Origin of the sequence: Posidoniimonas corsicana (assembly GCF_007859765.1) — a bacterium.
In the GTDB taxonomy this organism is placed as follows: domain Bacteria; phylum Planctomycetota; class Planctomycetia; order Pirellulales; family Lacipirellulaceae; genus Posidoniimonas; species Posidoniimonas corsicana.
Genome location: NZ_SIHJ01000001.1, coordinates 3,101,953 through 3,122,922, shown reverse-complemented (window position 1 = coordinate 3,122,922; position 20,970 = coordinate 3,101,953). Strand labels below are relative to the sequence as shown.

24 protein-coding genes and 1 tRNA gene are annotated in these 20,970 nt (G+C 66.2%); 5 read left to right on the top strand and 20 right to left on the bottom strand.

The window, feature by feature from the left end:
- Positions 1–11 precede the first annotated feature (11 nt).
- Positions 12–1,259: a glycosyltransferase gene (locus KOR34_RS12065; RefSeq protein WP_146564831.1), complete on the top strand. Its 1,248-nt coding sequence runs from the start codon at positions 12–14 to the stop codon at positions 1,257–1,259.
- A gap of 5 nt (positions 1,260–1,264) precedes the next feature.
- On the opposite strand, the gene KOR34_RS12060 is transcribed toward KOR34_RS12065, so the two are convergent.
- From KOR34_RS12060 to KOR34_RS12050, 3 genes are all read right to left on the bottom strand, one after another.
- Positions 1,265–1,837, bottom strand: a complete 573-nt coding sequence (locus tag KOR34_RS12060; RefSeq protein ID WP_146564830.1) for a c-type heme family protein — start codon at positions 1,835–1,837, stop codon at positions 1,265–1,267.
- A 10-nt stretch (positions 1,838–1,847) separates the two neighbouring features.
- Positions 1,848–2,282 (bottom strand): RrF2 family transcriptional regulator, encoded by a 435-nt coding sequence (locus KOR34_RS12055; RefSeq protein ID WP_146564829.1) that lies wholly within the window; start codon positions 2,280–2,282, stop codon positions 1,848–1,850.
- 115 nt (positions 2,283–2,397) lie between these two features.
- Complete coding sequence (locus tag KOR34_RS12050; protein ID WP_146564828.1) at positions 2,398–2,913, bottom strand: hypothetical protein; 516 nt, start codon at positions 2,911–2,913, stop codon at positions 2,398–2,400.
- Positions 2,914–3,231: 318 nt separating this feature from the next.
- Here KOR34_RS12050 and KOR34_RS12045 point away from each other — a divergent pair, with 318 nt between their 5' ends.
- The gene (locus KOR34_RS12045; protein ID WP_146564827.1) at positions 3,232–4,308 is read left to right on the top strand and encodes a hypothetical protein; all 1,077 of its coding nucleotides are present in this window, start codon (positions 3,232–3,234) and stop codon (positions 4,306–4,308) included.
- Positions 4,309–4,498: 190 nt separating this feature from the next.
- Here KOR34_RS12045 and KOR34_RS12040 read toward each other — a convergent pair whose 3' ends face one another.
- Both KOR34_RS12040 and rhaM read right to left on the bottom strand, forming a co-directional pair.
- Positions 4,499–5,143, bottom strand: coding sequence for a hypothetical protein (locus KOR34_RS12040; protein ID WP_146564826.1), 645 nt, complete (start codon positions 5,141–5,143; stop codon positions 4,499–4,501).
- A 484-nt stretch (positions 5,144–5,627) separates the two neighbouring features.
- Entirely contained in the window at positions 5,628–5,945 is a 318-nt protein-coding gene (gene rhaM / locus KOR34_RS12035; protein ID WP_146564825.1) for an L-rhamnose mutarotase, read from the bottom strand.
- Between the two features lie 429 nt (positions 5,946–6,374).
- On the opposite strand from rhaM, the gene KOR34_RS12030 reads away from it, so the two are divergent.
- On the top strand, positions 6,375–7,913 hold the full coding sequence (locus tag KOR34_RS12030) for a YifB family Mg chelatase-like AAA ATPase (RefSeq protein ID WP_146564824.1): 1,539 nt from the start codon (positions 6,375–6,377) through the stop codon (positions 7,911–7,913).
- A gap of 25 nt (positions 7,914–7,938) precedes the next feature.
- On the opposite strand, the gene KOR34_RS12025 is transcribed toward KOR34_RS12030, so the two are convergent.
- Together KOR34_RS12025 and KOR34_RS12020 are read right to left on the bottom strand one after the other, a co-directional pair.
- A complete protein-coding gene (locus KOR34_RS12025; protein ID WP_146564823.1) occupies positions 7,939–9,297 on the bottom strand; it encodes an MFS transporter in 1,359 nt (452 codons plus the stop codon).
- A gap of 376 nt (positions 9,298–9,673) precedes the next feature.
- The gene (locus KOR34_RS12020; protein WP_146564822.1) at positions 9,674–10,057 is read right to left on the bottom strand and encodes a hypothetical protein; all 384 of its coding nucleotides are present in this window, start codon (positions 10,055–10,057) and stop codon (positions 9,674–9,676) included.
- 397 nt (positions 10,058–10,454) lie between these two features.
- Here KOR34_RS12020 and KOR34_RS12015 point away from each other — a divergent pair, with 397 nt between their 5' ends.
- Entirely contained in the window at positions 10,455–10,955 is a 501-nt protein-coding gene (locus KOR34_RS12015; RefSeq protein ID WP_146564821.1) for a hypothetical protein, read from the top strand.
- Between the two features lie 20 nt (positions 10,956–10,975).
- Here the strand turns inward: KOR34_RS12015 and KOR34_RS12010 are convergent, their stop codons facing one another.
- The 13 genes from KOR34_RS12010 to KOR34_RS11950 form a co-directional block, all read right to left on the bottom strand.
- Positions 10,976–11,191 (bottom strand): hypothetical protein, encoded by a 216-nt coding sequence (locus tag KOR34_RS12010; RefSeq protein ID WP_146564820.1) that lies wholly within the window; start codon positions 11,189–11,191, stop codon positions 10,976–10,978.
- A 90-nt stretch (positions 11,192–11,281) separates the two neighbouring features.
- Positions 11,282–12,643, bottom strand: a complete 1,362-nt coding sequence (locus KOR34_RS12005) for a phage major capsid protein (protein ID WP_146564819.1) — start codon at positions 12,641–12,643, stop codon at positions 11,282–11,284.
- A gap of 3 nt (positions 12,644–12,646) precedes the next feature.
- Positions 12,647–13,015 carry a hypothetical protein gene (locus KOR34_RS12000; protein WP_146564818.1) on the bottom strand — a complete coding sequence of 123 codons (369 nt, stop codon included), beginning with the start codon at positions 13,013–13,015 and terminating at the stop codon, positions 12,647–12,649.
- Between the two features lie 4 nt (positions 13,016–13,019).
- A complete protein-coding gene (locus KOR34_RS11995) occupies positions 13,020–13,232 on the bottom strand; it encodes a hypothetical protein (protein WP_146564817.1) in 213 nt (70 codons plus the stop codon).
- On the bottom strand, positions 13,229–13,540 hold the full coding sequence (locus KOR34_RS11990) for a hypothetical protein (protein WP_146564816.1): 312 nt from the start codon (positions 13,538–13,540) through the stop codon (positions 13,229–13,231). The genes KOR34_RS11995 and KOR34_RS11990 overlap by 4 nt, the downstream gene beginning before the upstream one ends.
- Before the next feature lie 118 nt (positions 13,541–13,658).
- Entirely contained in the window at positions 13,659–13,994 is a 336-nt protein-coding gene (locus tag KOR34_RS11985) for an HNH endonuclease (RefSeq protein ID WP_146564815.1), read from the bottom strand.
- Between the two features lie 98 nt (positions 13,995–14,092).
- On the bottom strand, positions 14,093–14,305 hold the full coding sequence (locus KOR34_RS11980) for a hypothetical protein (protein WP_146564814.1): 213 nt from the start codon (positions 14,303–14,305) through the stop codon (positions 14,093–14,095).
- Between the two features lie 311 nt (positions 14,306–14,616).
- Positions 14,617–16,977 (bottom strand): DNA primase family protein, encoded by a 2,361-nt coding sequence (locus KOR34_RS11975; protein WP_146564813.1) that lies wholly within the window; start codon positions 16,975–16,977, stop codon positions 14,617–14,619.
- Between the two features lie 65 nt (positions 16,978–17,042).
- Positions 17,043–17,240, bottom strand: coding sequence for a hypothetical protein (locus tag KOR34_RS11970; protein ID WP_146564812.1), 198 nt, complete (start codon positions 17,238–17,240; stop codon positions 17,043–17,045).
- 66 nt (positions 17,241–17,306) lie between these two features.
- Complete coding sequence (locus KOR34_RS11965) at positions 17,307–17,570, bottom strand: DUF1580 domain-containing protein (RefSeq protein WP_146564811.1); 264 nt, start codon at positions 17,568–17,570, stop codon at positions 17,307–17,309.
- 141 nt (positions 17,571–17,711) lie between these two features.
- On the bottom strand, positions 17,712–18,335 hold the full coding sequence (locus KOR34_RS11960; RefSeq protein ID WP_146564810.1) for a hypothetical protein: 624 nt from the start codon (positions 18,333–18,335) through the stop codon (positions 17,712–17,714).
- A gap of 114 nt (positions 18,336–18,449) precedes the next feature.
- Complete coding sequence (locus KOR34_RS11955; protein WP_228714588.1) at positions 18,450–19,385, bottom strand: tyrosine-type recombinase/integrase; 936 nt, start codon at positions 19,383–19,385, stop codon at positions 18,450–18,452.
- A gap of 340 nt (positions 19,386–19,725) precedes the next feature.
- Positions 19,726–19,798 (bottom strand) — tRNA-Ala (locus KOR34_RS11950).
- A 131-nt stretch (positions 19,799–19,929) separates the two neighbouring features.
- Between KOR34_RS11950 and KOR34_RS11945 the strand changes: the two genes are divergently transcribed.
- The gene (locus KOR34_RS11945; protein ID WP_146564808.1) at positions 19,930–20,964 is read left to right on the top strand and encodes a lysylphosphatidylglycerol synthase transmembrane domain-containing protein; all 1,035 of its coding nucleotides are present in this window, start codon (positions 19,930–19,932) and stop codon (positions 20,962–20,964) included.
- Positions 20,965–20,970 lie beyond the last annotated feature (6 nt).

Sequence of the window (20,970 nt, the reverse complement as noted above, 5' to 3'; positions counted from 1 at the left end):
GGAGCCAACCCATGCGATTCTGCGACGTCACCCTCTCGTACACCGAGACCAGCGGCGGCATCCGCACCTACATCGACGCCAAGCGGGACTACCTGCTCGAGCACACCAATCACCACCACGTGCTGATCGTCCCCGGCCATCACGATGAGGTGGAGGAGCACGACCGCTGCACCATCCACCGCATCGCCAGCCCGACGCTGCCCGGCTGCGAGCCGTACCGCTTTTTTTGGCGGCCCGACAAGATCCGCCAAGCGCTCGACCAGTCGGCGCCGGACGTGGTCGAGCTGGGCAGCTTCTACGTCGCGCCCTGGCCGGTGTTCGGCTACCGCAAGGACCGGCAGGCCGCCGGCCACCCGACCGTGGTGGGGGGCTACTTCCACACCGACATCGCCGAGGCGTACGTCGGCCAGCCGATGCGGCACGCCTTCGGCGAGTGGAACGACGCCATCGAGTGGCTCGGCGACCGCCTGGCGGAGCTGACCGAGAAGGGCGCCGAGAAGTACGTCGGCTCGGTGTTCGATCACTGCGACCTCCGCATGGCCTCGTCCCCCAAGCAGGCCGCGCGGCTGGTCGACCACAACGTGCCCGAGGTGCACGTGGTGCCGCTGGGGGTCGACCTCCAGCGGTTCACCCCGGACCGCCGCTCGCAGGAGGTGCACCGCGCGATGGGCGTCCCCGACAACGACCTCGCTCTGATCTATGCCGGGCGGCTGGACGTGGAGAAGCACGTTGAGCTGCTGGTCGACGCGGTCGAGCTGCTGCCCGACGACATGCGCCCCCATCTCATCCTGGTCGGCGAGGGCCCGCTGCGGGGCAAGCTAGAGAAACGCGCCAAGGAGAACGGCCGCACGCTGGTGCTGCCCTACGAGGACGACCCCGACCGGTTCGCCAACCTGCTCGCGTCGGCCGACCTGTACGTCACGGCCGGGCCCACCGAGACCTTCGGCCTGTCGGTGCTCGAGGCCCAGGCCTCCGGCCTGCCGGTGGTGGGCGTCGAGGCGGGGGCGCTGGTCGAGCGCGTTCCGTCCGAGCTGGGCGCCCTGGGCCCGGTCGACGACGCCCGCGCGTTCGCCGACAACATCCAGCAGGTGGCCCCCAACCGGCAGGAGCTGGGCCGCAACGCGCGGCGGCACGTCGAGCAGCACTTCGGCTGGGACTCGACGTTCCGCAAGTTGCTGGGGCTGTACGACGATGCGCTCGCCAGCCACGGCTTGCCGGCCGCCAAGCGGGCGGCAACCGGCGCCGTGGCCCACCCCTAGCTGCGTTACTTGCCGGCCTTGCTACGCTTGGTGACCAGCGGTCCGTCGATTGGGACGAGGTAGGTCAGTGCGCCGATCGCCTGGCCCTTGGGCACTTCCTCGTAGTTGTCGTGGCACATGATGCACTTCTCAAACACCACGGGGATCGGCGTCGCGACGCGCAGGTGCCGCGTGCCGTCGCGGACCTCAACGGCCTCGACCCAGGGCTCGCCCTTCACCAGCCGCTTGACGGCGTCCTTCTCGAAAGCGTCCTCCGCGACGTTCTCGTCGCTGTAGGGCTCGCCGGACGCGTCGATCAGCCGCACCCGGTGCCAGCCCTTCTTCTCGGCCGCCTCGAACATCTTCTTGAAGGCGGTCCCGGCAGGGATCATGTCCTCGTCGTTCACGTAGTGCTCGGTGATCGTCACGATCCCGCTCTTGTAGATGTCGTCCAGCATGCGGACCTCGGTCCGCTTGCGGTCGAGCTCGGGGTCCTTGGGCGCCGCCGGATTTTCCTCCGCGGCGCCGCCCGGCGCCAGCCAGGTCAGCCCCGCTGCCGCCACCACCGCCAACGCCCATCTGCCTGTCTTGCTCGTCATCGCTTCCCGCCTAGGTTGAGATTTCCAGGTTCTTCAGTCCGCCGCGTTGGCCCCGCCTGCAGAGGTCGCCGATGGTCGTGTCGGCCAGGGCGTCGTAGAACGCGTCCTCGGCCGTGATCAGCAGCCTGCGGAGCCGGCAGCCCGGCTCCAGCGGGCAGACCTCGGGCTGCGGTACGCAGTCCAGGATCCCGTGCCGCCCCTCCATCTCCTCCACGACTACCTTGACGCGGATGTCGCCGGGGTCGCGCGTCAGCTCGACCCCGCCGCCGCGGCCCGGCGTCGTGCGCACCAGCCCGCTCCGCACCAGTTGCTGGATCACCTTGACCAGGTGGTCCTTGGAGATGTCAAACACGCCCGCGATCTCTTCCGCCTTGGCCTTGCGGTCGACAAAGCCGAGGTACATGAGGGTCCGCAACGCGTAGTCGGTCTGCAGTCGGAGTTTCATACCAACATGGTACTTCTTATACCACAAAAGGAAAGCAGCGGAAGCGAAGCAAACTGGTATTCCAATACCGGTTTAGACGCGCCGGTCGGCCCCCGCGGTGCGCGCCCCGCCACCGCTAGAACTCCGGCCGCCCGATCGCGCAGGCCGCCTCCTTGCGCAGCGCCCGCTTCAGCGTGGGGTACATTGCCGTGCCCGTGACGCACAGCGCCAGCTCGCCGTACGCGGCGGCGCCGTAGGCGTCCTCCACGGTGCGGACGATTTCTTCTCTCGGCTGCCGCTGCTGATGCACGTCGAGCGCGACCTGCCGCACCGCGGACAGCACCGGCGGCAGGTCTTCTGGGTGGTCGAGCAGCGTGTCCAGCAGCTCTCGCGCGACGCCCTGCTCGATCGCCATCCTTAGGTTCAGCTGCAGGCACGCGCCGCAGTCGAGCCGCTGCATCACGGTGACCGCCGCGGTGTAGTACGCGTCCGCGGGCAGGGCCTGGCGGAAGCTGCTCATCTGCCGCGCGGACAGGAACACCTCGAACGCCGCCGGCGAGCGGTCCAGCAGGTCGTGCAGGTAGGCCGCGTCGTAGCCGTAGTGCTGTTCGAACGCGCGGATCTCGTCGTGTAGTGCTTCGGGGGTTGGCATGGGGGGCTCCTCAGAGGGGGCGGTGGGCGGGGCGAACTCGCTTTATTTGAATGACGCTTGGCCAGGCCCCAGGGTGACAGGTCTGCCCGCAGAATCGGGGAAAAAGCGTCCCGCCGATAGGGTGGGAGTCGGCTGCGGCTTTTCGTGCAAGATCCCGCCCACGAGGGCGAATGATTCCCCAGCGATCCGCGACTAGCTACGTGCTCGCCTGGTTGGCGTTTGCCGCCCAGGGCGCAGCGTGAGTTGGGTCCGGTCGTTTCTCGCCAGCGGCGTGCTGCAGTCCGCCACTGATCTGCCCTGCTAGTTGGAGCCCTAACGATGCCCAAGACGATCCAGCGTCCCCAAACGACCCCGGCCCCCACCGCACGCGTGCGGCCATCGATCGTCGCCCCGGGCCAAGGCAAGCCGTTCACGCTGGATCAGGAGCTGGAGCCGTTTGGGGCCTGGGTCGGCGACCCGATCTGGGCGCCGCCCAAGGACTCGAGCCCCGCGATGGCCGAGTCGATGCTCAAGCACACGCGTCCCTTCACGCCCCGCGACCAGCGTTGGCAGACCGTGATCGAGCAGCACCGCGACGAGTTCACACAGGTCCGCGAGATCGACCTCTGCCGCGCGTCGATCCGGCTGCCCAAGGGGCGGTTCTTCATGATGGTCACCGAGCGGGAAGACTTCGACAAAATCACCGATGTAATCCCCGCCTGCGTGCAGACCCGCCTGGAAGAGTTCCTGGCCGGGCCGGGCCGTCGGCCGGGCGTGAAGGTCTACTACCTCAAGCCGCTGTGCGTCGAGTCGGGCGATCAACTGATCCTCACCACCCGGAAGGACCTGATGGCCGCCATCGACCGGGTGCAGAAGGAGGTGTTCAAGGAGTACTCCGAGATGGCGCCCGCGGTTCGGACGCTGCAGGCCGCGACCGCCGCGCTCAACCTGGCGCTGACGCCGCCGCGGGCGGTGCTCAAGTTCTTCTCCGACCGGCGGCAGAAGGCGATCGACGCGTACCAGGCCCGGCTGGAGTTCAAACGCCGCAAGGTGGCGCTCGGCGCCGCCCGCACGCACCGCAAGTGCCGCACCGACGGCTGCAGCTTCGACGAGATGCTGGCGCTGACCAACCCGCTGCAGCGGGCCGCGGTGGTCGCCCGCTACTGCGCCGACGAGGAGCTGTCGCGGGCGCAGCGCAAGCAGCTCATCCAGCAGGCCGCCGGCGAGACGGCGCCCTGGTTCATGAGCATGTTCTTCTCCGGCTCGTACCTCTACACGCTGACCATGATCGCGATGACGCCCCCGTTCTTGGTCTGCGACCCGGCGTTCGTCGCCGAGATGCCGGACGCCCCTGGCGAGCTGCTCAAGATCGGCCACTTCGACGAGGTCGACGGGGTCACGCACGTCGAGATCTGACGGTCTCTCTCGCAGCGCTCGACCGCGGGGGAACGCCCGGATAGCTTATTCGCTCCTGCGGAGACGCACATCCACAATGGCGTCGAGTCGATCGTCTTGTGGGAGAGTGGCAAAGGCGCCACGGCACACGAGTAACGCCGCGACGCGCAAGCGAGGGCGTTAGCAGACTGCTGATAGAGCTAGGCCCAAGCTACGATGACCGGCGCGTTGTGAACAGCAACGCCACAAGCACAAAGGCCAGCAGCCCCGTGACGGCGATCTGCGGCGACCACAGCGGCGGCGCATCCTTCGTGCTGGATTGAGTCGCGGGCGGCGGCCGCCGCTCACGTTCTCCGTTGCGCTGACGGGCGTTCTGCCGCCGCTCGTAGTGGTCGAAGACCTCCACGCCCGGCGGCAATGGCACGCTCTGCAGGTCAAAGGTATCGGGGGGCAGCGCCCGATTAACGGAGAGCCACTCGAATGTGTAGCTCCTGCGGCGGGGGTGCTTCGAGTTGGGCTCGTTGTGCTCCGTTGTGGCGGGGACCCAGATTCCGTTGACTTCCCGCCAGGTTGTTTCGCCTTGCTCAAGCGGCTGCTTCCACTCGGCGTTGGCGTGACTACGAGTGACCACTGCATAACGCACGGGGACGTAGTCGCGGGCGGGGTCGAACCAGAACTCCTGCTTGGTGTTTCTGCTCGAGTCGGTTACCCAGGTAACGTGATGCGTTCCGTCGTCTGCCACCTCAGCGGTCAGCTCAGCGCCGTCGAGCACGTGCTCAACGTACGGGGGCAAGCGGATGCCTCCGTTCCACGTGCCCCACGTGATGGCGCCGACCAACCGTGGATCGAACGGCATTGCTCCGACCGTAAACAGTCCCTGAGGATCTCGGGTGACGACCCGATGCTCTCCTTCCCGCCATTGCAACCCTACCTCAGGGCTCCGCAGCGACGCGTAACGCACGGGGCGGACTTTGCCTTTACGTTCTGACTCAATGAGGCTCTGCTCAAACAGCACGCTGTCTGCCGCGTTGTCGAAGACGCAGTGGACCGCCAACGGCCCCTGCATGGGGGAATCGGGTCCCGCGACCGGTCGAGGTGACCCTCGCAACGAAACTCACCTGACGTGAGCTTCTCACGGCCAGCGGCAAACGCCCGCAGCGTTGAGACGGCCAGGTCACGCGAGGCGTCGTCGCTAGCGTGGGCAGTGGCGCCCGTGCTGACTGGCACGCCCAACAAGATCGCGAGCAAGATCGGGCGGCGCGGGTTCATCAGGGGGATTCCTTGGTCCGGGTCGCGCGAGGGCAGGGGTCGCGGGGGGGCCGACCCCGGTTGTGCGGCGGTCATTCCAGATGGAACACCTCAACCAGCTCAATGGACCGCGGGCTGTTGTCGGGGTTGGTCGCCATGATGTCCTGCATGTGGTCCCACCAGCGGCGGCAGACCTCGGTGTCGGCGATTGCCGCCCACTGTGCTTCGCTCTCGATTTCGGCGTAGCCGAACAGCTGGTTGGTCTCTTCCAGCAGCGCGATTGTATAGTTGCGGACGCCGTGCGTGTGGAGCAGGTCGACCATCTCGGGCCACAGCTCGTCGTGCCGCCGCTGGTACTCAGCGCGGCAGCCCGGGTTGAGGGACATGACAAACGTTTTGCGGAGGGGCATGGCGGTTCCTGATGATCGCGCTGTCGATAACTCCTCGGATTCTAGTAGAAACCGGCCACCCAGCGCGGTCCAATAAGGGGTGCGATGGCGTCAATCCAGGCGGGACGGGCGTGAGGTTGGCAGGCTGCCCGAGGGCGCCGACGAGTTCTGTCCCCTTTTGTCCCTAGCGACCCACAGGGGTGGACAAAAGTCGGCCGTCGAAAATCGGTGCGTTTCGTCAGACACTACTATACAAGCCTGAAACGAATCTCAGGCGAGCGGTGGGGCCCGACTTTTGTCCCTAAGGATCGATAGCGCCAGAAGGGACAAAAGTCGGGCCCCGCTGGGTGGTCCAAACGGTTCTCCGATCGATTCCAGCGATTCGATGGTTGCATTCGGCTGCGCCCCGCGGCATACTGTCCACGCGTACAGTATCCGGAGGGCCGAGCCATGCTTGCCAAGCTGCACACCTACAGCCTGCTGGGAATCGACGCGCTGCCCGTGGTGGCGGAGGTGGACGTGTCGCCCGGCGCGATGCCCAAGACCATCCTAGTCGGCCTGCCCGAGGCCGCCGTCCGCGAGAGCACGCACCGCATCGAGCGGGCGATGGTCAACAGCGGGTTTGTGCGGCCGCACGACCGGATCGTGATTAACCTGGCGCCGGCCGAGCTGCCGAAGCAGGCCGCTTCGTTCGACCTGCCGATCGCGCTGGGCGTGCTGGCGGGCAGCGGGCAGATGCCGATCGAGCGGCTCAGCGAGTACGCGGTGGTCGGCGAGGTGGCGCTGGACGGCGCCGCCCGACCCGTGAAGGGCGCGTTGTCGATGGCGCTGGCGGCGTCGCGGCAGCCGGGCGTGCGGGGCCTGGTGCTGCCGCAGCAAAACGCCTCGGAGGCGGCGGTGGTGAAGGGGCTGGAGGTGATAGCGGTCGAGAGCCTAGCGCAGGCGGTGGGGTTCTTCGCCGGCCAGATCGACATCGAGCCGCAGCCCTGCCGCGTGGAGGAGCTGTTCGCCGTGCACGGCGGCTACAGCGTGGACTTCGCCGACGTCCGCGGCCAGGAGATGGCCAAGCGGGCGATGACGATCGCTGCGGCAGGAAACCATAACCTGCTGATGCTTGGCCCGCCGGGGTCGGGCAAGACAATGCTCGCCAAGCGGGCGCCGACGATCCTGCCGGACCTGTCGGCCGACGAGTCGATCGACACCACCCGGATCTATAGCGCGGTTGGTCGGTTAGAGGAAGGCCAGGCGTTGATGGCCCAGCGGCCGTTCCGCGCGCCGCACCACACCATCAGCAACGCGGGCCTGGTCGGCGGCGGTTCGACGCCCTCGCCCGGCGAGATCAGCCTCGCGCACCACGGTGTGCTGTTCCTGGACGAGCTGCCGGAGTTCAACCGCCAGACGCTCGAGGTGCTCCGCCAGCCGCTGGAGGACGGGCACGTGACCATCAGCCGGGCGCTGGCCAGCAACCGGTTCCCGGCGGACTTCATGCTGATCGCCTCGCTGAACCCGTGTCCGTGCGGCTACCGGAACGACCCGCGTCGCGAGTGCCACTGCTCGGTGATGCAGGTGGAGCGGTACATGGCGAAGATCTCGGGACCCTTGCTCGACCGAATCGACCTGCACATTGAGGTGCCGGCGGTTGACTACCAGGAGCTGTCGTCCGTGGTCGAGGGCACCAGCAGCACCGCCATGCGCGAGCAGGTTGCCGAAGCCCGGCGCGTGCAGCGGACACGGTTTGAGGACTCGGGCGTGATGACCAACGCCAGCATGAGCCCGCAGGAGGTGCGGCGGCACTGCCGGCCAGACGTCCGCGGCGCGGAGCTGCTGCGCGAGAGCGTGCACCACCTGGGCCTGTCCGCCCGCGCGCACGACAAGGTGCTGCGGGTGGCCCGCACGATCGCCGACCTCGACGGCAAGCCGACCATCGGCGCCGAGCACGTGAGCGAGGCGGTCAACTACCGGATGCTGGACCGCAAGCTGTGGAGCTGACCGGCGACTGAAGCGGACAGGGCGCCTACGCAACAGGGTTGTTCGACTCGGCCGAGCTGACCTCTTCGGGGTCGGCCTCGACCGGCTGGGAGTCGTCGTCTTCGTTGGGCGTGGAGGGCGGGTGGTGCGGCGCCTCGAAGAAGAACACAGCGAACAGCAGTGCGGCCGCCAGGCTCACGCCGCACTGCAGCAGCCAGAAGCTACGCCACTCGTACGGCGGCGGGTCGACGCCAACGGGGGTCAGCCAGACGGACTGGGCCCAGCCGGACAGGCGGGCGCTGATCATCGATCCGACCCCGAACACCGCGAGCACGTGCAGACCCTGGGCGGAGCCGCGGAGCCCGGGCGGCGCGAGCCGGTCGATGTACAGCTGACCGAGGATGAACACCAGCACGAAGCTGAACCCGTGCAGCGAGATCGCCGTGTAGGTCATCCAGGGATGAGCGGCGCCGTCGGAGAACGCCAGAAACGCGAACCGCGCGGCCCACGCCAGCACTCCCACCAGCACCAGGTTCTTCAATCGGAACCGGGCGGTGAGCAGCGGGATGGCGAGCATCACCAGCACCTCGGAGTACTGCGCGAACGTCTGCACCCAGGCCGGGTAGGCGTAGTTGTTCTGGTTGAGGTAGAGGTTGATGAACGACTCGTACCCGCGGAACGGGATCGCCACCAGCAGGGAGATCGCCAGGAATGCCAGCACGCTGCGGCTGCGCCACAGCTGGCCGGCGCCGCTGAGCGGGCTGGCCGGGTCGGACTCTTCCGGCGGAGTCGACGGCAGCGTCAGCGCGTAGAACGTGTAGATCAGGTGCACCGCGGCGCCGATCCACATCGGGATAACGGTCGCCTCGATGCTGTAGCCGGTCAGCTTGGGCCACAGCCCCACCAGGCTGGCCGTGACGATGTAGCCAACCGTGCCCATCGCCCGCACACGCGGGAAGTCCTGCGCCGAGTTGGGCAGCTGCCGCAGCGCCATGCTGCTGGCCAGCGCGCCGGTCGGCGCGTACGCCAGGTAGTAGCAGACCGCGATCAGGAAGAACAACCCCTGGTGACCGCACACCGAGAGCGCGACCAGCAGCACCGCGCTGAGCGCGTTGAGGGCGGCAAGCACCCACTCGGTGTTGAACCAGCGGTCCACCAGCAGCCCGCACAGTGCCGGCGAAAACAACGCCCCGATGGCGGTCGCGGCCCCGATGTCGCCGACGAACGCGGAACCAAAGATCGCCTCGCCGCTGGGGCCCGTGTTGGCGCCGATGTAGGTGGCCAGCGTGCTGGTCCAGGCGCCGATCGTGGCCCACTGCAGCCCCATCATCAGCGACAGCCGCCAGTAGACGCCGGGCGGGGCGTGGTGGGCGGGTTGCGACGGTTCTGGCGGGGATGCAGGCACGGCGGGCGGTGGTTGTGGGCTACACTACTGCAGCCCTCGGAACGAACCGGCCGCAGCCCCCGTCGGGCGCCGGCCGCGGACTCCAGAGCTGCACGGTTAGCCCACAAAAAAAGCCCTTGCGGTGCAAGGGCTAGGAGGCGGATCCCCGACGCCTCTTGCTGAGGCAGCGGGGGGAGTGGAGGATAGCGGGCTCGAACCGCTGACCTTTTGGCTGCCAGCCGCTACCCCAACGCTAAGCAAAGCCAACAAGCGTGAATGGTTAACAACGCTAGCTAATCTTAGAGGCGGGGTACCGAGTGTGCAAGAGTTCTCGGGGATTCGCACGCCTTAGCTATCGTTCGGGGGTAACGTACCCTGGAATTTACCCTGGGCGGCGCTATGGGTCGCCATCACGCTCATCAATCCTGGTGTCGATCAGGTCGGCCGCAATTTCAACACACGCCTTGATGGAGCACCCCGGCTTCTCGCAACGCAGGACGGCGTCACAGCTCTCGATTATCTCTTCGAGGTACTCAAAGCAGCCATCGCAACCGGCGCGCTGTAGTGCCCTCATCAGGCGGCTGGCGGTGTGCCGGCGACGGGGCAGGCAGTTGTGCAACTCGCACAGGGCGGTCAGGTACCGGCACAGCGCCACCCTGACCTTGGCGGCGGCGGCTATCTCGTGCCCGCGCTTCAGGTCGTCGTGGGCCGCGTAGAGAAGGGGCATCGCCAGCGACGGCATACGCTGACCGCCGAACACCGGGACGTTGAACGCGACCATGCGCACCACCTCGGGACCAGTGACGCGACGGGGCGAGCGCGGTGAACACCAAGATGCTGGTGTGGGCCCCGTCCAAACCGGGGGCGATTATTGGCAGCGGAGGCACAAGAAGCAACCACACTAGCGTGGTTTCGCGAGAATCGTGGCTGGTGTAGCCGCCTCGTGCTAGAGATACATCACACGAACGCCGGGCGCTTGCACACCATGAGGCAGAAAAACCCGCTTTGTCTTTTTGCGTCCGTCGACAACAACTTCTATCGTTGCGTTACACGACTCGATGGGCTCGCATGGTCCGCGGACTACAAACCCGTCTGGGCCAAGGTGCGAGAGGCTCAAGGTCCTATCGCCAACGATAAGTCTCAAAGCCACCTCGGCCGAATAGCGACTGGTTGTAGACATGGTTGACGATTCCGAGTTGTTCGACCGAGTGCGGCAGTACGCCGACGCAAGGCAGCTTAGGGTAACGCAGAACAAAAAACTAGGATATGGCACTGACGGAACGGTCTGGGTGACGTCAAACTCCGCCGTCAAGGCCGTCCACCGGTACGAAAACTACTATGTAGAGCGGGCTTCTTACGAACGGCTTGCCGAAGCGGATATTAGCTCAATCGGCCGCTTTGCGGTGCCGAGGCTCATTGATTCTGATGATAGTCTCCAGATTGTGGAGATGGAGATTGTCGAGCCACCTTATGTTCTCGATTTCGGGAAAGTGTATCTTGACGCTCCGCCGTTCTACTGGCGTGACCCACAGCTACGCAAGAACGCGTACGACGAATGGCGGGAGCGGTTTGATTCCCATTGGGAAGAGGTTGCTTCGGTGGTCTACGAGCTAGAGCGCCACGGGATCTACTACATCGACCCGCGCCCGTCGAATATCAACACGGACGGACTTGATTAGCGCCCCCCCCACACGCGGAACTATTCGTCGTCAGGGGGTACCGCGACGAACTCGATTGTTACTGGTTCCCACTCCTGCGGCGGCTGCGTCGGCCGCTCCCGCTCCACCTTTTCCACCCACCGCTTTCTGATTGCGGCGGCTGCCGCCCGTATCTCGCTGGGCGTTGGCTCGCCCTTGGGTATGGGCTGCCCGTACTCGTCCGTTTCCGATCCAGGCTTCGACTTGTCGTGCGTCACGCGCCATCGGTCCCCCCGGTTTCAAAAAAGCAGCAGCGCCGACGGAGGGCTCGGAGATTCCCACCGCCGACGCCGCACGCTAGACGTTTCTTAGCTGGCGGCAAGCTTGAGCCCCACATAGGAGCCCGCGTCATCGGCGTTGCCCGGCTCGGGCAGCAGCAAGTCGTAGCGGTGCGTCACCTTGAACGACACCAGGTCGTTCTGGAACTGCTCCAGGTCCGTGACCGCAACCCGCATGTCGCCGCGGTCGCCCAGGTAGACGCCGTGCCGCTTGCTCACCAGGAACGCGACGAACGTGCTCACGGCCGCCGTCGGCATCTGCTCGGTGAAGTGCACGGGGTAGCCGAACCAGTTCACCGCGGTGCCCGGCGCGCCGGCCATGAGGCTGGCGAACCCGGCCCCGCCCGAGTTGGCCATCAGCGGCAAACACGAGTTGTTCCACGTCGCCCGCGGCATGACCCACGCGGCGTCGTCCAGGTACTTGGGCGGCATCAGTGCGATGGTGCCGGTCCAGTCCTCCACGTCGAGCAACCCGAGGCTGGTCTCGCCCGAGTCGGCATCTTTCACGGCGGCGGAGCCGATGCCGCCTACTAGGCCCGTGATGCCGCCATAGGTGCTGGTGCCGTCGCCGTTGACTAGCTCGCTGTCCATCTGCTCGGCGGCGCTGTACGCCATCGCGTCGACGATCCACGCGCCGGCATCACCAGCGGCGTCGGCCAGGAACTCGGGCGACGAGCGCAGGAAGCTGGCCCGCTTCTTGACCGTCAGCATGTGCGTCTGCAGCGCGGCGTCCGACGCGGTGATGCTGTTGCCCTCGCCCACGATGTAGGTGGTCGGCCGGCCGGACTCCGCGGGGATGGTCAGCGACTCGCTGGTCATCGAGAACGTGCGGGCCACCTTCGACGTAACGCCCACCTCGTCGCGGCGCCGCTCGATCTCGGACGCAATCGGCGTCGGCACGATGTAGCCACCCGCGGACGGGGTGCCCTCGGTCATCGTGGCGAACTCGGACGCGCCCCACTGAACCAGGCTGCCGCGGGCGGCGTCCGCCTTGTCGTAGTCGCCCACTGCGGCAGCGGCGATTGCGGTGAAGTAGCCGCCGGCCAGCCGGGCCAGCTGCGGGTCAATGCCGCCGTTGTTGGGCTCAACCACGCGGTGCCGCCGCTGGTCGCCCGTGTACGGGCCGCCTACCTTGCCGCTGTAGGCGCCAAGCTTGGCCGCCCGCTGGGCGTCGCGGTTCTTCTCGATGCGGTGCTGCACGTCCACCTCTTCGGCCTTCTGGTCAATCAATCCGCCGTCCGACGTCAGCTCGTCGAACCGGGCCTGCTCCTGGTCGTTCAGGTCGCGGGCGTTCTTGCCCTCACGCAGCCGGGCGATGCCGTCGGCCTCGTCGATCAGGGCCAGCCGCTCGGCTTCCAGGTCGCGTGCGTTCTTCTTCGTGAAGTCCACCATGAATCAATCCTTTGGGTAGGTGACGGCGGGCTCGCCGTCCAGCAAAGCCGCGACCGCTCGCAGGTCGGCAACTGGTGAAGTCGGGTCGGCAGTAGCGAGCGCCGCCGCGTTGTGAAACTGCGATATAGATCTGGGCACAAACTCGGTCGCGGCATGGCGGTAGTCGCGGGGGCATCCCGCCTTGACCCACGCCGCGATCTGCTGATGCGGCCAGCGAACGAGCCCGACGCCGCTGAACACAATCGGCAGCGGAAGCGACTGCGGATCGCTTTGCAGCCGCCCGCGCACCTCACTGGCCCGCGCGTCGAGGATGTCCGCCAGGTCCAGCGCGTCGTAGAGAATCACGCCGTCCATCTCGCTAAGCTTGTTCATGCTGCTAATTATCCCCATCACTTGCGATTGTTGTTGGCTGTGATGTGCGTCTGCACACAACTGGTTGGACCGATAGGATCTGCTCGGGCTGCACGAGCACCTTGTCGACGTGCCCGCAGTCGACGCACAGCCGTCGCCGCTGGATCAGGCTCCCCACCTTCCGCCGGTGCGTGTACTTGGCACGCCCGCCGCAGGCCGTGCACTCGTGGGCGTTCATCGGCGGTCCACCCCGTTCGTCCAGTGGAATCCGAGTTCCCCCCACAACTTCGCGAACATCTGCCTGCCCTCACGCTCGACCTTGATCAGCGGGTGCACGTGAACGGCGCCCGTGCTCTTGGTGGTGGTCGTCATGCCCGCCGCTTCGACTTCGGCGCGTGCGGCGTCGGCGCGGTCCAGGCTCTCTAGGGCCGTCTGCACCAGGGCGAGCCGCCCGGCGCTTCTGGCCTTCTCCGGGACGTACTCATGCCACAGGGCGACCGCACGGGGGCTCAGGTGCGGCGGGGGCGGATACTGCTGGTCTTCCATGACGAAACCTCAACTTTTAATGAAGTGGTAAAAGCCAAAACTAGCCAAAAAATTCACGCGACCACGCAATCGGTCTTCATCCGGCAACTCTTGGAACCGACCCCACGGGGGGTGGGGGTCACAGCCCTTGCGCCGTCTTCCGTGAGTGGCAGGCAGCGCACATCGACTGCCACAGCTCCTGCCGCCAAAACAACTCCATGTCGCCGCGGTGCGGGATGCTGTGGTCAACGCACGTCGCCGCGGTGATACGGCCCCGTTTCTCGCATTCCACGCATAGCGGGTTCTCCTCCAGGTGGGCCTTGCTGGCCCGCTGCCACGCCCTGCCGTAGCCACGCTGGTAGGCGCTCGGGCGGTTGGCGTCGTGCTGCTGGTGCCGCTTGGGTTTGCATGTCGGGCAGGCGTCGCGGTGCAGCCGCCGGCATCGGGGGCATCGCTTCTGTGGTGCTTGGGCCATGGGGGGGGGCAGGCTGCCTTTGGAGCAACTCGGGTGAAGACCGCGGGGTGAGCGCCGTGCACTCGTTGTCAAAACTCGGGGGGTTGGAAAGCAGGGTATTAGAACTCAGCCGGCGGGTACGGTGCGGCGTGCAGCTCGGCAGTCTCGCGGGCCATCGAGACGATGACCTCGGTCCTCAGGACAGCCGGGTCATCAGCCACGGTGCTCGGCTTGTGAGCTCCGCCCCGGTCGCGGAGTCGCTCGGCCGTGCGGCGCCAAAACGGATTCTTAGCGGAGTAGCAGGTGTGCACCCTGGTGTCCGTGGTGGCCATCAGAAGAGCTCCGTTTGTGTGGCGCGGACGAGTGGGCCCGTCGTCAACACGGCGGCCGTGACGGGCTTGGGCGCGGAGCCGAGCTCCGCCTCTTCCCACTCGATTAGCAGGCGGGCAAGGTCCGGATGCCGCATCCGGCCGGCAGCGACGAGCAGCTCGTCGCCGGTCAATTTGCGGCGGCGCGGGCCACCCGAGAATGCATGTTGTGCATGTTGTGCATGTTGGTTCCGCATAAACGCCACGCGTAGTGATTTTCTAGGGACAACCCGGAACCAACCTGCACAACGTGCAAACCCCGGGAAAAACGGACTTTAAACCTGCACAGGATCGGCGGCCGCGATTCCGATTCCGATGTAACACATCCCTCTTGATTGCTTTTCCTTCGCAAACGTTGCACTCAAGCGCTCACCAAACCGACGATGGCTGAGCGCCGTCTCGCCATTGCGGTCGCACCAGTCGCGGTACCGTTTCAGCAGCACTGACGATTGCGTCTGCGCGTTCGCCGTCGCGACCGCCTCCTCGTCTAGCCAGCGAGCCAGGTTGTCGCAGTCGGCCCGGTAGTCGTCGGTGGCGGCCCGGACGCAACGGGGCTCCTGCAGGCCGGACCGCTGCCACGACAGGCAGCCCTGGACGAGCCACCGCAGGATGGCCGGCAGCTCGGCCTCCAGCTTCTCGGGTAGGTGGCGGTCCTGCTTGTCGGGCGGGATGGTGACTGTGAACGGCACCAGCCTCAGCCGCCGCCAGATTCCGAAGTCGTCGCCCTGGACCATGGGCCGGTGGTTCGTGACGACCACGGGCGTGTGACTGGGGGTGAACTCCCAAAAGTCTTCACGCATACGCCGCGCCCGGATGCGGTCGCCGCCGGTTGTCGCCTTAACGAGCCCCTCGTCCAGCCGTTGGCCGTCCTTGGTTTCCGCCAGCACGACCAGCCGCTTGCGGAACAGGTCCGCGTTCTCGGTCGGGTGGCCGTCCGACCTCTTGGTCATCAGCAGGCCGGGCGGCGCGGTCATCGCGTAGTCGCCCATCGCCTTCTGCACCGTGTTGATGAACACCGATTTGCCGTTTGCGCCGCCGCCCCAGAAGATGGGCAGCACGTGTTCCACCTGTTGACCGACGAGCGCCAGGCCCATCATCCGCTGCAGGAACCGGATGAGCTCTGTGTCGCCGCCGAATATCTGGTCAAGAAACCCCATCCACAGCACCGCGTCCTCGCCCGCGTCGGTCGGGTACTCGATGCCGGTGGTCCTCGTTAGCAGGTGGCCGGCATCGTGACGCAGCAGCTCGCCGGTGCGCAGGTCGAGAACCCCGTTCTCACAGTTGAGGAGCCAGGGGTCGGCATCAAGCGAGTTGTGCCGCACTGGGATGGGGAGCTCACTCTCGGCCAAAGCGAGCATCGCATCGAGCCTGGTGCGTGATTGCGATGACTGTGCGTGCTTGCTGATCTTCTTGGCCTCTTCTTCGTCATCAACAAGTGACGCCTCCGCGTAGATCGAACGGGCGGTCTGCTTAGCGAGCCGCTGCACTTCGCCGGTCTCGTTCATGGTCCAGCGGTTGCCGGTCCAGACGAGGAACTTGCCCCACGCGGCGACGTAGCGGACCCGGTCGCCGTATCGCTGAACAAACCGGACGGCGTTGCCCATGTCAGTGAGGGCCTGCCGCTGCACTAGGGCCGCGCCCACCTGCACGTCCGGGCGCGTGTACGCGTACTTTAGCCGGGCCAGGATGTCGGCGTCGGTGTAGTGCCGGGGGAACGGCCTCTGCAGCTCGTACGCACGCACCGCGGCGACCGCGTCACCGTCCCGAAGGTTGAACTCGGCGAGCCGGCAGCAGACCGCCACAAGCCTCTTGGAGCCATCGCCGCCATCTTGCATGTTCCGGGTCGAGCGGAGCATCGCGGCGACGACGGCGTCCGTGGGCGCCGCCGTGTCGGTCAGGTCTTGGACGATGGGTTTGGCGGGCGCGGGGTTGGCCGCCGCGACCAGCTTGTCGACGACGCTGTCGGGCAACATTGGGAGTCCGATGTCGTCGATGGACAGTCCGGGCTTGAACGCGTACCGCTTGCCGCTCCAGCGAAGCGGGCCCTTCTTTGCCTGGTCTTCATCCTTGTCGCTGCCAAGCGCGTGATAGCTGGGCGGAACAATCGACTGTGACGCGCCCTGAACCAATTCCCCCTTCTCGTCCAGCTTGGGGCATCCCAACCGGACTGTGATTCTTTTGCCGCTCGGCGCCTTGAACGTGTGAAACGACTTCCCGATGGCGTTCAACCGGGAGTCGTACGCAGCAAGCCGGTGCTCGCCGCCCTGTCGCCCCGAAGTGTAGGTCGGCAGCACAGGCGGGTCGCCGTCGAATAGTTCATTGAATGCGTCGAGCTCTTCGTCGCCGTCGATGTCGAAGTCAACAGCGCCACCTGCTGCGCCCTGCATGACGCCAATCGTGGGGAACGGCACGCGGTCGATGATGGTGGCAGCCTGATCAGCATCAAGTCTCTGGTGCTGCCACCCGTTCCCCATTGCAGGGTCGCCGGGGCTCTTGCCGTTGCAGACCGTGACCGGGAACCCCTGGTCGATGAGTTCTGCAACCGCCTCTTTGAGCTCCACCCGGTACTCGCCCATATCAGGCGGGCCGAGAATTGGCGTCTCGACTGCGCTTGCGGTAAGATTGTTATTAACCATCGCTGTGCCCTCCCATGGCACATTGCCCCGCGCCGGGTCAGCTCCGGCGCGGGGACCTTCCTGTGCTAGTCAGAGAGGGGCAGTTGCCCCGGCAGGCTCTTCCGTTGCTTGGGCTGCGGTAGCGGATTCACTCCCGCCAGACCTAGCGAACGACTACGTCGGCGGTCCTTAGCTTGCCGGTGGCGAAACTTCTTGAGCTCCGCCACGAGTTCCTTGTTCTCCAATAGCTCTTTGTTGAGTGATTCGCTGGTTATGCTGGCCATCGCTCGACCCTCGTGGTGAATCGGTCGCCGCCGAAGAACCGCCCGGCAGCTTGGCGGGTCGGACTCTCAGCCCTCAGCCGACGCCTGGGCCTCGGTGCGGGCGCGGATGAACTCGCGCACGGCGCGCCGAGTCGTCATGGGGCGGGCGCCTAGCGTCACGGTCTGAAGTCGCACACCACCAACGCCAACGCGGTGCCAGCGGCAGGCGGTGGTCGGGTGCGGGCGGTAGCCGGTTTCAGCCTCGACGGCCGCGGCGATAGAGCGGAACGGGTCGTCGGGGTCGGGGGCGAAAAGGTCTTCCCGAAGAGTCGCGGTTGCGTTTGCAGACATGAAAAAACCCTTGCTTGTGGCGGTTTAGTTACCGTTCACAATCAAGGGTAGATACGTCGTGCCGACGTACAACACACACGAGACTGTACTTTGGGAAGTGGCGGCCGCTACTTCCCAAGATAGGTGCACGCGGCGCGGCAATCAGTCGCCTGTCGCGTTTTCGGCTCGCTCGCGCGCGTCTCTCAACCGGTTATTGAGCGCCCGCTTGGTGATGCCGATGTGGTCCGCGGCCTTCTGTTTCTGCGTATCGGGGCCTCGCTGAGGAAACTCCTTCTTGGCCCACTCAACCGCATCTAGGGCGTCTTGCTCCCGGGCAATAGCCTCTGCCCTCTTTTTCTCAGTAGAGCGCTCAATGTTCTCATCACGAACCCATTTGTCTCTGAACCGCTTGTTCGCAAGTGATGACAGCCGTTCATAGATGAGCCCCAGACGCACCCCCTCGGTAAACGCGGCGTGTACCTCAGCGGAGCGGTCGTCTTGCACGTCACGCCAAGCCACTTCAGCGCGGTCCAGGAAATCCAGGGCGCCGGTCATGACGTGGTAGGCCTGGAGGCGGTCTGCCTCATCACCATTGGCCAGCTCATCCATGCGGCCGTGAATGTCGGTCGCGACAGCTTCAAAGGTCTCGATACACTCGGTCAACCATTCCCGCAGCAGGTCTGGCGACACAACCGGGTGTTCCTTCCACGAAGTAATCGCAATGAATGACTCGCTTGCCTCGCTGGGCAGCAGAGCCTCGCGCACCGCGGCTTTTTTCTTCCCCATCATCGCACCTATCAGTTGAGCCGGGCTGACCGACCGGCGCCGCGCGTAGGTGCTCGCGCCGCGCCGGCCGGTCTCGCGGTAGCTACTCCGCAACCCGGCAAGGTTGTGTTGAGTTTATCCGATGGCCCGCGCCACCTCGATGCCCTTGCTGGCGTCTCGCTCGGCGTAAACCTGGGTTACATCGGCCTTGCTGTGCCCCAGGATGACTTGGCTGGCTTCGAGCCCAAACTGCTTGCGGACGAGGGTGGCGGCCGTGTGGCGCAGTCGGTTGGGGGTCCAGCGGTGCTGCTTGCGGTGCGCCTTCAACTCGTCATCGCTCAAGTCGTCGGGGGCGGGGAACGCACGGTCACAGGCTCGCTCGACCGCCTGTCGGTATGAGTCGATGCGGTATCGCTTCTTGGCCTTGGGCACGGCGACATGGCGCTTGGGGCGGAAGCAGAACTCGTCCGCCGGACGCAGAAGGTACGCGCTTAGAATCCGTTGGCCAGCCGGCCCGATGTACACCACACGACGACGACCATGATGTTGGGTCTTGTGGCTGGCGGGGCGGTATTCCCAGACCTCGCCGCCGCGGTCGATGTCGCCCGGGCGCATGCTGCAAACCTCGTCCGGCCTCATCCCGGTGAGCAACTGCAGGCGCACCATATCGGCGACGACCGGGTTGGTGTGCTGGATGGTCTTTTCGACCACCTCGGGGTCGACCGGCAGCACCGGGTCGGACTCGCGGGCCTCGGTCCTGCCGACCTTCAACCCGGGCAGCAGCGATAGTGCCTGGGGGACCGTGGCGGGGATGAGCTCCTCAGTCGCGGCCCACGTGAACGCCAGCCGGATGCGGCGGATGTTCTTGTTCACGCTGGAACGGCAGTGCCCCGCCGCAACCATCGCCTCCCTGACGACTTTAAGGTCCCCGATGCCGAACTCGGGCGCGGGCAGGCCGCCGTGGTTGGCGACGAGGAACCGCAGGGCGCAGCGGACGGCGGCGGGCTCGCTGGTCGGCTTGCCGTTCTTGACGTAGTAGCGGTTGGCGTGGGCCTGGAACTTGGTCGCCACCTCGCCCACGGTCGGGGTAATCTCTACCCCGGTTTTGGCGCCGGGATTTGCCGGTTGTGGCGCTTGGACGGGTCGGCCGGAAACGATGTCCGCGATGACGCGTGCGTACGCTTCGCGGCTCTCAGGGGAACCGTGCGGGCCCAGGTAGAAAGACCTACCTTTGACTTTCACGACCGCCCGACCACTAGGTTTGTGGAGGCAATACGCGGGGACGCGGGTGGGGCGAGCCATGCGGGCGACCTTTCTAGGGTACGATTACCCCGGTTTCGGTAGCTTGCAGGCTGCTCGGCGAAGAATGCCGGTTGTGCTATGTTGCACACGCCAAAGAGGTTACGGCGAGTGGAGGATAGCGGGCTCGAACCGCTGACCTTTTGGCTGCCAGCCAAACGCTCTCCCAACTGAGCTAATCCCCCGGATTCCCGCGGCCTGGCGGCGGGTATGGGGCCCCACCAAACTAGACGGCCGCGGATGGCGGAGCCCGTTTAGCCCCGCCCAGACCACTAGTAAATCAGGCTTCCGGCCGACTGTCAACGCCTGCTACGCAATGCCCGAAAAACGGTCCCCACTCAAACGACACCTGCTGACGCTGGCCAAACTGCTAGTGGGTGGACTCATTATCGGCTGGCTTGCGTGGCAGGCACAGCAGAATGACAAGTTTCACGAGCTCGCGTCCGGCCAGAAGAACTGGGGGGTGCTCGGGCTCGCATTCCTGGGCGCGTGCTTGACCGCGGGCTTGTCGTTTGTCCGCTGGCGGCTGGTTGCGTTGGCGGCCGGCGTGCCGCTGTCGATCGGCGAGGCGCTGCGGCTGGGGGCGCTGGGCTACACACTCAACTTTGTCAGCCCCGGATCGGTCGGGGGCGACGTCTTCAAGGCTGCCGTGCTGGCCCGGGACCGGCCCGGCCGCCGCACCGCGGCGATCACCACCATCGTTGTCGACCGCGGGCTGGCGCTGGTTTCGTTCATGATTTCGGCCGCTGTGGCGTTCCTGGTGCTGTGGGCGATCGGTACGCCGATGCCCGCCGACGCGCGTGCGGCCGGTTGGATTGCGGTCAGCTTGGCCGTGGTGGTCCCATGCGGGCTGGCGGTGCTGTTCGCGCCCGGTGTGGTGACGCCGGCGCTCGTCGGTCGTGTCGAGTTGCTGCTCGCTGTCGGTGGGCTGCTTTCACAAATCCTGATGACCTGGGCCGACTACCGCCGCGGCTTCCGCTGGCTGGCGGCGGCATTTGGGCTGTGTGTGGTGGGGCACCTGCTGCTGGTCACCTCGTTCTACCTGGTGGCGAAGGGGCTGCCGTTCAGTTCTCCCGACTGGCTGGAGCACGCGTTCATCGTGCCCTTCGCCTGCCTGTCGGGCGCGATCCCGATCTTCCCCGCGGGGCTGGGCGCGGTGGAGGGCACGCTGGCGTACGCGTACCAGTGGTTCGGCGCCGAGCCGGGCAACGGCGCGTTTGTGGCGTTCGGCTACCGGCTGGCGACCGTGGCGGTCGCGTTCATCACGGCCCCGTACTACCTGACCCACCAGGCGTTGGTGAAGAGGGCGCTGGCGGACGTCGACATCGAACCGCCGCCGGAGCCGGCCTGATCCGCG

Bases quoted from the DNA above. Each gene is read 5' to 3' on its own strand.
- KOR34_RS11970 (WP_146564812.1), bottom strand. From the start codon at position 17,240: ATGGCCAGCATAACCAGCGAATCACTCAACAAAGAGCTATTGGAGAAC.
- KOR34_RS12055 (WP_146564829.1), bottom strand. From the start codon at position 2,282: ATGAAACTCCGACTGCAGACCGACTACGCGTTGCGGACCCTCATGTAC.
- KOR34_RS11975 (WP_146564813.1), bottom strand. From the start codon at position 16,977: ATGGTTAATAACAATCTTACCGCAAGCGCAGTCGAGACGCCAATTCTC.
- KOR34_RS12065 (WP_146564831.1), top strand. From the start codon at position 12: ATGCGATTCTGCGACGTCACCCTCTCGTACACCGAGACCAGCGGCGGC.
- KOR34_RS12040 (WP_146564826.1), bottom strand. From the start codon at position 5,143: ATGCCGTTCGATCCACGGTTGGTCGGCGCCATCACGTGGGGCACGTGG.
- KOR34_RS11945 (WP_146564808.1), top strand. From the start codon at position 19,930: ATGCCCGAAAAACGGTCCCCACTCAAACGACACCTGCTGACGCTGGCC.
- KOR34_RS12050 (WP_146564828.1), bottom strand. From the start codon at position 2,913: ATGCCAACCCCCGAAGCACTACACGACGAGATCCGCGCGTTCGAACAG.
- KOR34_RS11995 (WP_146564817.1), bottom strand. From the start codon at position 13,232: ATGAACGCCCACGAGTGCACGGCCTGCGGCGGGCGTGCCAAGTACACG.
- KOR34_RS12005 (WP_146564819.1), bottom strand. From the start codon at position 12,643: ATGGTGGACTTCACGAAGAAGAACGCACGCGACCTGGAAGCCGAGCGG.
- KOR34_RS12000 (WP_146564818.1), bottom strand. From the start codon at position 13,015: ATGAACAAGCTTAGCGAGATGGACGGCGTGATTCTCTACGACGCGCTG.
- KOR34_RS12045 (WP_146564827.1), top strand. From the start codon at position 3,232: ATGCCCAAGACGATCCAGCGTCCCCAAACGACCCCGGCCCCCACCGCA.
- KOR34_RS12060 (WP_146564830.1), bottom strand. From the start codon at position 1,837: ATGACGAGCAAGACAGGCAGATGGGCGTTGGCGGTGGTGGCGGCAGCG.
- KOR34_RS11960 (WP_146564810.1), bottom strand. From the start codon at position 18,335: ATGGGGAAGAAAAAAGCCGCGGTGCGCGAGGCTCTGCTGCCCAGCGAG.
- KOR34_RS11980 (WP_146564814.1), bottom strand. From the start codon at position 14,305: ATGGCCACCACGGACACCAGGGTGCACACCTGCTACTCCGCTAAGAAT.
- KOR34_RS11990 (WP_146564816.1), bottom strand. From the start codon at position 13,540: ATGGAAGACCAGCAGTATCCGCCCCCGCCGCACCTGAGCCCCCGTGCG.
- KOR34_RS12015 (WP_146564821.1), top strand. From the start codon at position 10,455: ATGGTTGACGATTCCGAGTTGTTCGACCGAGTGCGGCAGTACGCCGAC.
- KOR34_RS12030 (WP_146564824.1), top strand. From the start codon at position 6,375: ATGCTTGCCAAGCTGCACACCTACAGCCTGCTGGGAATCGACGCGCTG.
- rhaM (WP_146564825.1), bottom strand. From the start codon at position 5,945: ATGCCCCTCCGCAAAACGTTTGTCATGTCCCTCAACCCGGGCTGCCGC.
- KOR34_RS12020 (WP_146564822.1), bottom strand. From the start codon at position 10,057: ATGGTCGCGTTCAACGTCCCGGTGTTCGGCGGTCAGCGTATGCCGTCG.
- KOR34_RS11985 (WP_146564815.1), bottom strand. From the start codon at position 13,994: ATGGCCCAAGCACCACAGAAGCGATGCCCCCGATGCCGGCGGCTGCAC.
- KOR34_RS11965 (WP_146564811.1), bottom strand. From the start codon at position 17,570: ATGTCTGCAAACGCAACCGCGACTCTTCGGGAAGACCTTTTCGCCCCC.